Source organism: Bacillus sp. ISL-55 (genome assembly GCF_018613155.1).
Classification (GTDB): Bacteria; Bacillota; Bacilli; order Bacillales; family Cytobacillaceae; genus Mesobacillus.
This window is the reverse complement of the sequence record NZ_JAGGQU010000026.1, coordinates 15,953-27,626: the sequence shown is the minus strand read 5'-3', so window position 1 is coordinate 27,626 and position 11,674 is coordinate 15,953. Positions and strand designations below refer to the sequence as shown.

Genomic DNA, 11,674 nt, shown 5'->3' with positions numbered 1-11,674 from the left:
GAGGACTTAACCAAAATAGATCATTCGTTCTTCTTGAATTCTTCTTACACATTATCTAGTTTTGAGGGAATAAAAGCTTTTCATTAAGTGAAAAACTTTTTAAAATTTCTCTTGCAAAATGCATAAAAGACAGTATAATAGATATTGTCTTCAAAAAAATGTCTGGTGACGATGGCGAGAAGGTCACACCCGTTCCCATACCGAACACGGAAGTTAAGCTTCTCAGCGCCGATGGTAGTTGGGGGTTTCCCCCTGTGAGAGTAGGACGTCGCCGGGCAGTTTCAAAATGGAGGATTAGCTCAGCTGGGAGAGCATCTGCCTTACAAGCAGAGGGTCGGCGGTTCGATCCCGTCATCCTCCACCAAGATTTTTTCACGTAGTGAAAATAATCTCCCATAAATGCCGGTGTAGCTCAATTGGTAGAGCAACTGACTTGTAATCAGTAGGTTGGGGGTTCAAGTCCTCTTGCCGGCACCTTTTGTACGAGCCATTAGCTCAGTCGGTAGAGCATCTGACTTTTAATCAGAGGGTCGAAGGTTCGAGTCCTTCATGGCTCACCAAGTTTTTTTCGCGCTAGCGAAAAGAAACTTCCTTACTTTCGCGTCAGCGAATGAATATTAATATGCGGGTGTGGCGGAATTGGCAGACGCACCAGACTTAGGATCTGGCGCCGCAAGGCGTGGGGGTTCGACTCCCTTCACCCGCACCATTTCTTTTTAAAAAAAGTATAATGCGGAAGTAGTTCAGTGGTAGAATACAACCTTGCCAAGGTTGGGGTCGCGGGTTCGAATCCCGTCTTCCGCTCCATTTCTTAGCCGGGGTGGCGGAACTGGCAGACGCACAGGACTTAAAATCCTGCGGTAGGTGACTACCGTACCGGTTCGATTCCGGTCCTCGGCACCAAGTTAGCTAAATTATTATATATGCGCCCGTAGCTCAATTGGATAGAGCGTCTGACTACGGATCAGAAGGTTATGGGTTCGACTCCTTTCGGGCGCGCCATTATTTTTTCTCATTAACGGGGAGTAGCTCAGCTTGGTAGAGCACTTGGTTTGGGACCAAGGGGTCGCAGGTTCGAATCCTGTCTTCCCGACCATCTTAATTTAATACGGGGCCTTAGCTCAGCTGGGAGAGCGCCTGCCTTGCACGCAGGAGGTCAGCGGTTCGATCCCGCTAGGCTCCACCATATAACTTTAAAATAATAATTTGGCGGTGTAGCTCAGCTGGCTAGAGCGTACGGTTCATACCCGTAAGGTCGGGGGTTCGATCCCCTCCGCCGCTACCAAATTTAATCTGGTTGAACCTATTCAATCTAGGATTTCCTGGACCTTTAGCTCAGCTGGTTAGAGCAGACGGCTCATAACCGTCCGGTCGTAGGTTCGAGTCCTACAAGGTCCACCATTGCTTATTTAACACGGAGGTATACCCAAGTCTGGCTGAAGGGATCGGTCTTGAAAACCGACAGGCGGGTAACACCGCGCGGGGGTTCGAATCCCTCTACCTCCTCCATTATCTTATTTAAATATTATCGTCGCGGGGTGGAGCAGTCCGGTAGCTCGTCGGGCTCATAACCCGAAGGTCGCAGGTTCAAATCCTGCCCCCGCAATCTGGTCCCGTGGTGTAGCGGTTAACATGCCTGCCTGTCACGCAGGAGATCGCCGGTTCGATCCCGGTCGGGACCGCCATTTTAATTATCAGTATCATAGTAGCTCAGTAGCTCAGTCGGTAGAGCAGATTGCTCACATCCTGAATTGGCTTCTGCGGCAATCTGCGAAAAAGACCGAAGGTTTTTTGAGCAAGGGACTTAAACGAGTAAAAGTTTAGGATGCAATATCATAGTGGCTCAGTAGCTCAGTCGGTAGAGCAAAGGACTGAAAATCCTTGTGTCGGCGGTTCGATTCCGTCCTGAGCCACCTTTTTTAATTTAAATTAATTTCCATTATAGATATGGCGATTGTGGCGAAGTGGTTAACGCACCTGATTGTGGTTCAGGCATTCGTGGGTTCGATTCCCATCAGTCGCCCCATTTTTTGCGGGTGTAGTTTAGTGGTAAAACCTCAGCCTTCCAAGCTGATGATGAGAGTTCGATTCTCTTCACCCGCTCCATAAGGGCCTATAGCTCAGCTGGTTAGAGCGCACGCCTGATAAGCGTGAGGTCGGTGGTTCGAGTCCACTTAGGCCCATTTTTTATATTATTCCGCAGTAGCTCAGTGGTAGAGCACTCGGCTGTTAACCGAGCGGTCGTAGGTTCGAATCCTACCTGCGGAGCCATTTTTATGGGGAAGTACTCAAGAGGCTGAAGAGGCGCCCCTGCTAAGGGTGTAGGTCGGGTAACCGGCGCGAGGGTTCAAATCCCTCCTTCTCCGCCATAAGGCCCCTTGGTCAAGCGGTTAAGACACCGCCCTTTCACGGCGGTAACACGGGTTCGAATCCCGTAGGGGTCATAAGGAAAGCTGATAGCAAATTTGCTATCAGCTTTTTTTCATGCTCTTTTAATTTGGCTCTTTTCTCAAACTTTGTTGCTCTTGAGTACACAATAGGATTTTATAACCAGTTTTCTTTGTAAAGTTGACTCTTTTATGAGAAAAGAGCATGGAAACTTTATTACGAACTGCAAAATGGCCTTATATTACGTTAAAATCGGCTTTAGGATTTTTAACAACAATCTGTACTAAAACAGCCTTTAATTTTGGAAACCAGAGAGGATCCAGTATTTAATTAAGGTACTATTGAATGGTGATTTATCAATACATCAAGCGGCCTGCACTTAGAAGAAGGTAAGAGGTTCATAAAGTAACTAGAATAACCTTGCCCGGTGAGTGGTATAAACAAGAACCGGTGTAAAAAGAAGATATGTGTTCGTTATGAGGTCCACGGCCAAAACCTATAACATAAAGCAGTGAAAGTGATTCGTCTAATGGCCGAAGAAAAACTAATTAAACGATTCCCATTCCCCAATCTGTCCCGCTAGAACCACATCAGTGGCAACTCCAACCTAGTAACCTCACTCCAAATCAATATCAAGCACTTCCTTCGGTATGATGAAAACGTTATCAACCAATAATAATTTTTATCCCATATTCACTTTCAAACCTAATAATTTCAAGAAATCTTTCTACTGAATCATTATTCATTTTCAACTTTCGTTCTCCAAATTTCGCGTAATTGGAAGATTTAGTACATTAAAGCGCTATCATTTATGTGCATTTGTCGAATCAGGCGTAATCTTGGGTATTATTGTCGAAATATTAAAAAAATGTTTACAAGGAATTCCTTCTAGTAACTAGAATACTACTAAAATAGGCAGTTTTTAGTTTTTACAAAGGCAGGTGGATTGCAGTGGTGATAAATCCTACTGAGTTTGAATTGCATTTGTTCCATGAAGGGAATCTGTTCCAAAGCTACAATTTATTTGGAGCACATGTCATTAAAAATGGAACTGAAACATATACTCGATTTTGTGTGTGGGCTCCAAATGCGACTCAGGTAAGGCTTACAGGTGATTTTAATAATTGGGTTGGGAATGACTATGAGTTTCATAAAGTCAATCAGGAGGGGGTCTGGCAGCTCGCTCTTGAGGGGGATCTGACCGGTACCATTTATAAATATGAGATTGTAACGGAGTCGGGTGAGCGATTGCTCAAATCTGACCCTTATGCTTTTTTCTCGGAAGTAAGGCCAAATACGGCTTCAATCGTCTACCCATTGGACGGATATAAATGGAATGACCAGAAATGGCTTCAGAAGCGCGAAAAGAGGAGCACACTTGGTGAGCCGATGTTCATTTATGAACTTCATGTGGGTTCCTGGAAAAAGCATATTGATGGTTCGTTCCTTACATACCGTGAGCTTGTTGATGAATTGATCCCATATATTGTTGCGCATGGATACACACATATTGAGTTATTGCCTCTAACTGAGCATCCGCTCGACATCTCCTGGGGCTATCAATCCACGGGTTACTTTTCGGTTACGAGTCGATATGGAACGCCTCATGATTTTATGTATTTCGTTGATATGTGCCATCAAAACAATATTGGGGTCATCCTTGATTGGATTCCGGGGCATTTTTGCAAGGATGCGCATGGGCTGTACAAATTTGATGGCAGCTATGTGTTTGATTACCAGCGTGAGAATGATCGTGAGAACCAGGTTTGGGGCACAGCCAATTTCGACTTGGGAAAAACTGAGGTGCAGAGCTTCCTGATTTCTAGTGCGCTATTCTGGCTGGAGAAATATCATATTGACGGTTTCAGGGTTGATGCAGTGGCCAATATCATCTACTGGCCGAATTCAATTCAGGCTGCGAACCAGTATGGAGTGGATTTTTTAAAGAAGCTGAACAAAACGGTAAAGGAGTATGAGCCGGGAGCCCTGATGATTGCGGAGGATTCGACTGACTGGCCGCAGGTGACGGCTCCTGTGGAGTATGGCGGTCTTGGTTTTACATACAAGTGGAATATGGGATGGATGAATGACACCTTGAAGTATATGGAGGAAGAATCCCATAACAGGAAGCATATACATGATAAAGTTACCTTTTCGCTGCTTTATGCATTTTCAGAGAATTTTGTCCTGCCTTTTTCACATGATGAGGTTGTTCACGGGAAGAAATCACTTCTTGATAAGATGCCGGGCGATTACTGGCAAAAGTTCGCACAACTCCGGCTATTGCTTGGGTTCATGGCAGCACACCCCGGCAAGAAGCTGACCTTCATGGGGACAGAATTTGGGCAGTTTTCGGAATGGAAGGACAAAGAACAGTTGGATTGGAATCTTCTCGACTATGAAATGCATGAAAAGATGAACCATTATAATAAGGAACTTATCAAATTGTATAAGCGGTCAAAGCCGCTGTATGAGGTCGATCAAAGCTATGAAGGATTTGAGTGGATCGATGCTGATAACCGGGACCAGTCGATTTTTTCTTTTATCAGGAAAGGAAAGAATCCTGAAGAACTCCTGGTCATAGTTTGCAATTTTACAGAGAAAGTATATAGCGATTATCGAATCGGTGTACCGAAGCCTGGCGAATATCGGGAAATTATGAACAGCGATGCTACAGTCTTTGGGGGTTCAGGCGTTATAAACAAAAAAGTTTTGAAAGCTGAAGAAATAGCCTTCCATGGAAGGCCATATTCTATAGAGATGAGCATTTCTCCATTCGGAATCTCAGTTTTACGTCCTGTTATAAAAAGAAAGGGGAGAAACAATCATGCAAAAGAAGAAATGCGTAGCAATGCTGTTGGCAGGAGGAAAAGGAAGCCGGCTGCACTCACTGACGAAGAATCTCGCTAAACCAGCTGTCCCATTTGGCGGCAAGTATCGAATCATCGATTTCCCGTTAAGCAACTGCACGAACTCAGGAATCCACACGGTGGGCGTTTTAACCCAATACCAGCCACTTTTGCTAAATTCCTATATTGGCATCGGCAGCGCGTGGGACCTTGATAGGAAAAATGGCGGGGTGACTGTGCTGCCGCCTTATGCCGAGAGTTCTGAAGTGAAATGGTATTCTGGTACGGCAAGTGCAATTTTTCAAAACCTGAATTATCTCTATCAGTATGACCCGGAATATGTTTTGATTCTCTCCGGTGACCATATTTATAAGATGAATTATGAGTTGATGCTCAATTACCATATCGAAAAAGGAGCTGATGTGACGATCTCGGTCATTGAGGTTCCATGGGAAGAGACAAATCGCTTTGGCATCATGAACACGGATGCTGACCTAAGGATTACTGAATTTGAAGAAAAACCGGACGCAGCGAAAAATAATCTCGCTTCGATGGGTATTTATATTTTTAAATGGAGCGTTTTAAGGGAATATCTGATAAGAGATGATCAGAATCCAGATTCCAGCCACGATTTTGGGAAGGATATCATTCCTATGCTATTAGAAGAAAATATGAACTTATTTGCCTATCCTTTTAAAGGCTACTGGAAAGATGTTGGGACAGTCCAGAGTCTTTGGGAAGCGAATATGGATTTATTGGATAAGGATTGTGAATTAAACCTGTTTGATCATTCGTGGCGAATCTACTCTGTCAATCCGAATCAGCCTCCGCAATATATTTGCCCAGAAGGGGAAGTATCAGAGTCGCTGGTCAATGAGGGATGCAAGATCGAAGGGGAGGTTTCCAGAACGGTGGTATTCCAGGGAGTGACGGTGAAAAAGGGAGCTGTTGTTAAGGAAACGGTTATCATGCCGGATGCTGTTATCGGACACAACTGTGTGATTGAAAAGGCGATTGTATCCCCAGGAGTCTATGTTCCGGATGGAACAATCATAAAGCCTGGCGAGGGCGATAATGACATTACACTAGTATCTGAAGAAACAATCGGAGAATTGCAATCCAATTGAACCGATTCGGGAGGAATAAGAAATGAACAAACAATTATTAGGAGTAATAGATGCGACAACGGTTCACGATGATCTGCATGAACTGTCGATTCACCGGTCGGTGGCAGCGATCCCTTTTGGCGGACGATACAGGCTGATTGATTTTATCCTATCAAATATGGTGAACTCTGGTATCCAGAGCGTCGCGATTTTTCCTAAATTCCAATACAGGTCGCTGATGGACCATTTGGGGTCAGGGAGGAACTGGGATCTTAATCGAAAAAGGGATGGACTATTTTTCTTCCCTGCACCTAACCTGGATAAACATTATACGGGAATCGGCACGCTCGACCACTTTGCTGACAATATTGATTTTTTTGAAAGAAGTACCCAGGAGTATGCGCTGATTGCGAATTCCTATACGGTATTCAATATGGATTTCCAGCCGCTGCTAGATTGGCATATCAAGTCAGGCTGTGATATCACGGAGGTCCAGAAGGAAGGCAAATCATTGGGCATATACCTTGTTAAAAAGACATTATTGATGGATCTGATCGTGACGCGGAATGAAACTGGCTACTCGAATATGAGGGATGTCGCGACTGATCATGATAGCCAATTCCATCTCTGTTATTACAATTTTGAAGGCTACGCTTCAATGGTGGATACGATTGAAAACTATTTCAAGACCAGCATGGATTTGCTGAAGCCTGAGGTTTGGAAAGAGTTATTCCCGAAAGAAAGGCCAATCCTGACCAAGGTAAAGGATGAGCCCCCGACCCGTTATGATATTGACGCATCAGTACGGAATTCAATGGTTGCCAACGGCGGAATGATTGAGGGCACGGTGGAAAACAGCATCATTGCCCGCGGGGTAAAAATCGGCAAAGGTACCGTCATCCGCAATTGCATCATCATGCAGAAGACACAGATTCAGGAGAATTGCCTATTGGATTCAGTGATTGTCGATAAGGATGCAAGAATTGAAGCAGGAACAGTGATTACAGCGCCAGCAGAGTCACCGGCTGTCATCCGCAAGGGTTCGGTCCAGGGAGTGGGTAGCACGTCGTGAAGATTTTATTTGCTGTATCGGAATGTGTCCCGTTCATCAAGTCAGGCGGACTGGCGGATGTAGCGGGTTCGCTTCCAAAGGAATTGAATAAGTTTGGAGCGGATGTCAGAGTCATTTTACCGAAGTACGGATTAATACCTGAAAAATTCCGCTCTGAGATGAAGAAAGTGAAAGAGTATAATGTGCAATTAGGCTGGCGCACACAATATTGTGGCATTGAAACTCTTGAGTATGACGGCGTAACATTCTATTTTGTTGATAATGAGTATTACTTCAAGCGCGATAGTCTTTATGGCCATTATGATGATGGGGAGCGATTCGCGTTCTTCAACAGGGCTGTTCTTGAGTTCATCACAGAAATTGAATTTTACCCAGATGTCATTCATTGCCATGACTGGCATACAGGAATGATTCCATTTTTACTAAGAACAGAGTACTATAAGCGGCCAGGCTACGGTTTAATCCGGTCCGTGTTCACGATTCATAATCTGCAGTTCCAGGGAATCTTCCCACCAGAAGTTCTTGGTGACCTGCTGCAGATTGACAGTCATTATTTCAATGAAGAGCAGCTGGAGTTTTTCGGGAATGCCAATTTCATGAAAGCGGCTTTGATTGCTTCTGACCATATCACTACGGTCAGTCCTACTTACAAGGAGGAAATCCAGACAGACTTTTATGGTGAAAAGCTGGATGGCATCCTGCGTAAAAGAAGCGAGGATCTATCGGGAATCCTGAATGGGATTGATCACGATTTATATGATCCTGAAAAATATCTTGGATTGGCTGCCAATTTCGGAGTGGACTCACTTGAAAGAAGAGTCGAAAACAAGCTTCAAGTGCAACGTAGTTTTGGTTTGCCGGAGAACGAGGATATCCCTGTAGTGGCAATGATTACAAGGCTGACGAAACAGAAGGGGCTCGATTTGGTCCGGGGCGTCTTCCATGAAATCATGGCTACCGGAGTGCAGCTTGTCGTGCTGGGAACGGGCGACCCTGAGTTTGAACATTTTTTCAGGGAAATGTCAGCGAGTTACCCGGAACAGTGTGGTGTATACATTGGCTTTGATGAGAATCTGGCCCATCAAGTCTACGCAGGGTCTGATTTATTCTTGATGCCATCCAAGTTCGAGCCATGCGGGCTCAGCCAGATGATCGCGATGCGTTACGGTTCTATTCCTGTGGTCAGAGAAACAGGCGGCCTGAACGATACTGTACAGCCTTACAATGAATTTAACGGTGAAGGCAATGGATTTTCCTTTGCAAACTTTAACGCCCATGACATGCTGTTTTCGCTTGAACGGGCGCTGTCTTTTTACCATGAGCGCGAAAAATGGCTTAAGCTGACGAAAAATGCTATGGAGACAGACTACAGCTGGGCACAGTCTGCCAGACAATACAAAGAATTGTATTCCGATCTCATCTCAAGGAGTGAATCGCATGTTTTCTAGTGTTCCCAAGTTCAAAAATGCTTTCTTGAAAAAACTCGAGATGATGTTTGGAACCAGCTTTGAAGAAAGCACGAGCCGGGAGCAGTTCCAGACTCTCGGGCATATGATCAGGGAGCATGTGAGTTCTGATTGGATCAAAACAAATGAATTATATCGTGCTGGCGCGAAAAAGCAGGTTTATTACTTGTCGATTGAGTTCCTGCTGGGCAGGTTGCTTAGACATAATCTGATTAATTTAGGCGTCGAAAAAGTGGTTTGTGAGGGGCTCAGTGAGCTGGGCATCGATCTGGATCAGCTCGAGGAAATTGAGGCGGATGCAGGGCTTGGCAATGGCGGTCTAGGCCGCCTTGCTGCCTGCTTCCTGGATTCCCTCGCTTCCCTTGATCTACCTGGTCATGGCTGCGGAATCCGCTATAAACACGGTCTTTTCGAGCAGAAAATAGTCGATGGCTACCAGGTGGAGCTTCCCGAGCAATGGCTTAGGCATGGTCATGTCTGGGAAATACGCAAAACGGATGATGCGGTCGAGGTCCCGTTCTGGGGTGAAATCGAAAGCAGGATGGAAAATGGCCGGCTTGTTTTTAGGCATCTAAACGCGGAGACAATCATGGCAGTACCATATGATTTGCCTGTCATCGGCTACGAGACTCAGACGGTCAACACCTTAAGGCTGTGGAATGCCGAGCCATCCAGGTTCCCGGCTAACGCGGATATTTTTAAATACAAGAAGGATACCGAATCGGTTTCTGAATTTTTATATCCGGATGACACGCATGATGAAGGAAAGATCCTTCGTCTTAAGCAGCAATATTTCCTGGTCGCATCCAGCTTGAAGGCGATTGTGAATTCTTTTAAAAAGAAGAATAAGAGTTTGCTAGAGTTCCATGAGTATGTGAGCATCCATATCAATGACACGCACCCGGCGATTGCCGTTCCAGAACTGATGAGGATCTTGATGGATGAGGAAGGCCTTGGGTGGGCCGATGCCTGGGATATCACCGTGCAGACGCTTTCCTATACGAACCATACGACATTGGCGGAGGCCTTGGAGCGGTGGCCGATCCGGATTTTCAAGCCGTTGCTGCCACGCATTTTCATGATTGTCGAGGAAATTAATGAGCGTTTTTGTAAGCAGGTTTGGGAGCAGTATCCTGGCGACTGGGGCAGGGTTGAAAGCATGGCGATCATCGCCCATGACGAAGTGCGCATGGCGCCGCTGGCCATTGTCGGCAGCCACAGTGTCAATGGAGTTGCACAGCTTCACACGGAAATCCTGAAAAATCGCGAGATGAACCTGTTTTATCAATTTTATCCGGAGCGTTTTAACAATAAGACAAATGGGATTACCCATCGCCGCTGGCTGCTGAAAGCGAATCCTGGTCTTTCGGGATTAATTACGGATGCTATTGGTGGTAGTGACTGGGTATCTTCTCCACAAAAGTTAGAAGAGTTAATGCGGTTTAAGGATGACTCCGCTTTCCTTGAAAAATTGCATGAAATTAAGCAGGGAAACAAGGAACGCCTGGCAAACCGGATTTTGGATAAAACCGGGATACAGGTTGATACGGAATCGATTTTCGACGTCCAGGTAAAAAGGCTTCACGCTTATAAGCGGCAGCTGCTGAATGTCCTGCACATCATGCATCTGTACAATGCTTTGAAAAAGGATCCTGAAGCATTGCTATATCCGCGCACATTTATTTTCGGGGCAAAGGCGTCTCCAGGTTATTATTTTGCCAAAAAGGTCATTAAACTGATTAACTGTGTGGCTGATAAGGTGAACAATGATCCGGAAACGAATGGCAAGCTGAAGGTGGTTTTCCTTGAAAACTACCGCGTCTCTCTTGCAGAGGAAATTTTTCCGGCTGCGGATATCAGTGAACAAATCTCAACTGCCAGTAAAGAGGCTTCTGGCACCGGGAATATGAAGTTCATGATGAACGGGGCTTTGACACTTGGCACACTAGATGGGGCAAATGTCGAAATCACCGATTTGGTCGGCAGAGAAAATATCTTCCTGTTCGGCTTGACCGCAGAGGAAGTGCTAGATTACCAGAATAATGGAGGATACCATTCGCTCGAATATTATCACCATGATGAAAGGATTCGTGGAGTGGTCGACCAGCTGGTCAATGGATTCTTCCCTGATACGGAAAACCATTTTAATGAAATATTTGATACTTTGCTCGGACATAACGACCAGTATTTCGTGTTAAGGGACTTTGCTTCGTATGCAGAGGCACACCAGGACGTCAGCCGGAGTTATTTGGACCGGAATGCATGGCTGCAAAAGAGCCTTGTTAATATCGCGAAGTCAGGTTATTTTTCCAGTGACAGGACGATCATGGAATATGCCGATCAAATCTGGAAAGTACAATCTGCTTTAAAAGTATAAGAAGAAGCTTCAGGCCAAATCGGGGACGGTTTGGCCTTTTGCTATGTCGGTGGATGTTAAGTAGAACGTGAGATGAGGATGAAGGCGAATTTAGTTTGCGGAGATGATATTGCGATCGCAACAAAGGGACTCCAGAGAGGTTTTATTAGTCTAAACTGTCAGCTAGAAAAGTTCTATAAGCCCGAAAAGCGTCTGAATGAGCGAAAAGGTCCTATAGAAAGATTCTATAAGCCTAAAAAGCGGCTGAAGGGGCGAAAAGGTCCTATAGAAAAGTTCTATAAGCCCAAAAAGTGATTGAAAGAGCGATAAGGTCCTATAGAAAGATTCTATAAGCCCAAAAAGTGATTGAAAGAGCGAAAAGGTCCTATAGAAAGATTCTATAAGCCCAAAAAGTGGCTGAATGAGTGAAAAGGTCC

The 11,674-nt window shown here is 45.1% G+C and carries 5 protein-coding genes, 21 tRNA genes and 1 rRNA gene; all 27 read left to right on the top strand.

Translation table 11 applies throughout. From position 1 onward, the window contains the following. Positions 1–161: 161 nt before the first annotated feature. The 27 genes from rrf (at position 162) to J7E32_RS13795 (ending at position 11,258) form a co-directional block, all read left to right on the top strand. A 5S ribosomal RNA gene (rrf, locus tag J7E32_RS13925) occupies positions 162–277 on the top strand. A gap of 11 nt (positions 278–288) precedes the next feature. Further along, positions 289–364: transfer RNA gene (locus J7E32_RS13920), tRNA-Val, on the top strand. Between the two features lie 37 nt (positions 365–401). Continuing rightward, positions 402–474: transfer RNA gene (locus J7E32_RS13915), tRNA-Thr, on the top strand. Between the two features lie 10 nt (positions 475–484). Then, positions 485–560, top strand: a tRNA-Lys gene (locus J7E32_RS13910). A 64-nt stretch (positions 561–624) separates the two neighbouring features. Then, positions 625–709, top strand: a tRNA-Leu gene (locus tag J7E32_RS13905). A gap of 23 nt (positions 710–732) precedes the next feature. Continuing rightward, positions 733–807, top strand: a tRNA-Gly gene (locus J7E32_RS13900). 7 nt (positions 808–814) lie between these two features. Continuing rightward, positions 815–903, top strand: a tRNA-Leu gene (locus tag J7E32_RS13895). A 22-nt stretch (positions 904–925) separates the two neighbouring features. Then, positions 926–1,002 (top strand) — tRNA-Arg (locus tag J7E32_RS13890). Between the two features lie 17 nt (positions 1,003–1,019). Then, a tRNA-Pro gene (locus J7E32_RS13885) sits at positions 1,020–1,096 on the top strand. Positions 1,097–1,110: 14 nt separating this feature from the next. Beyond that, positions 1,111–1,186, top strand: a tRNA-Ala gene (locus J7E32_RS13880). 22 nt (positions 1,187–1,208) lie between these two features. After that, positions 1,209–1,285, top strand: a tRNA-Met gene (locus J7E32_RS13875). Positions 1,286–1,324: 39 nt separating this feature from the next. Beyond that, a tRNA-Ile gene (locus J7E32_RS13870) sits at positions 1,325–1,401 on the top strand. 15 nt (positions 1,402–1,416) lie between these two features. Then, positions 1,417–1,509 (top strand) — tRNA-Ser (locus tag J7E32_RS13865). A 23-nt stretch (positions 1,510–1,532) separates the two neighbouring features. Then, positions 1,533–1,606: transfer RNA gene (locus tag J7E32_RS13860), tRNA-Met, on the top strand. Positions 1,607–1,609: 3 nt separating this feature from the next. Further along, positions 1,610–1,685 (top strand) — tRNA-Asp (locus tag J7E32_RS13855). 155 nt (positions 1,686–1,840) lie between these two features. After that, positions 1,841–1,913 (top strand) — tRNA-Phe (locus J7E32_RS13850). Between the two features lie 37 nt (positions 1,914–1,950). Continuing rightward, positions 1,951–2,026: transfer RNA gene (locus tag J7E32_RS13845), tRNA-His, on the top strand. 6 nt (positions 2,027–2,032) lie between these two features. Next, a tRNA-Gly gene (locus tag J7E32_RS13840) sits at positions 2,033–2,106 on the top strand. A 3-nt stretch (positions 2,107–2,109) separates the two neighbouring features. After that, positions 2,110–2,183: transfer RNA gene (locus tag J7E32_RS13835), tRNA-Ile, on the top strand. 13 nt (positions 2,184–2,196) lie between these two features. Then, positions 2,197–2,271: transfer RNA gene (locus J7E32_RS13830), tRNA-Asn, on the top strand. Between the two features lie 7 nt (positions 2,272–2,278). Further along, positions 2,279–2,369: transfer RNA gene (locus tag J7E32_RS13825), tRNA-Ser, on the top strand. Between the two features lie 3 nt (positions 2,370–2,372). Beyond that, a tRNA-Glu gene (locus J7E32_RS13820) sits at positions 2,373–2,444 on the top strand. Between the two features lie 895 nt (positions 2,445–3,339). Beyond that, positions 3,340–5,298, top strand: coding sequence for a 1,4-alpha-glucan branching protein GlgB (gene glgB / locus J7E32_RS13815; protein WP_214908246.1), 1,959 nt, complete (start codon positions 3,340–3,342; stop codon positions 5,296–5,298). Then, entirely contained in the window at positions 5,216–6,364 is a 1,149-nt protein-coding gene (locus J7E32_RS13810) for a glucose-1-phosphate adenylyltransferase (protein WP_286183230.1), read from the top strand. Before glgB ends, J7E32_RS13810 begins: the two co-directional genes overlap by 83 nt. Positions 6,365–6,386: 22 nt before the next feature. After that, on the top strand, positions 6,387–7,415 hold the full coding sequence (locus tag J7E32_RS13805) for a GlgC family sugar phosphate nucleotidyltransferase (protein WP_214908244.1): 1,029 nt from the start codon (positions 6,387–6,389) through the stop codon (positions 7,413–7,415). Further along, on the top strand, positions 7,412–8,863 hold the full coding sequence (gene glgA / locus J7E32_RS13800; RefSeq protein WP_214908241.1) for a glycogen synthase GlgA: 1,452 nt from the start codon (positions 7,412–7,414) through the stop codon (positions 8,861–8,863). The genes J7E32_RS13805 and glgA overlap by 4 nt, the downstream gene beginning before the upstream one ends. Then, complete coding sequence (locus J7E32_RS13795) at positions 8,853–11,258, top strand: glycogen/starch/alpha-glucan phosphorylase (protein ID WP_214908239.1); 2,406 nt, start codon at positions 8,853–8,855, stop codon at positions 11,256–11,258. The genes glgA and J7E32_RS13795 overlap by 11 nt, the downstream gene beginning before the upstream one ends. Positions 11,259–11,674: the final 416 nt, after the last annotated feature.

Excerpts from the sequence above, each read along its gene's own strand:
- J7E32_RS13810 (WP_286183230.1), top strand. The coding sequence starts at position 5,216 with ATGCAAAAGAAGAAATGCGTAGCAATGCTGTTGGCAGGAGGAAAAGGA.
- J7E32_RS13805 (WP_214908244.1), top strand. The coding sequence starts at position 6,387 with ATGAACAAACAATTATTAGGAGTAATAGATGCGACAACGGTTCACGAT.
- J7E32_RS13795 (WP_214908239.1), top strand. The coding sequence starts at position 8,853 with ATGTTTTCTAGTGTTCCCAAGTTCAAAAATGCTTTCTTGAAAAAACTC.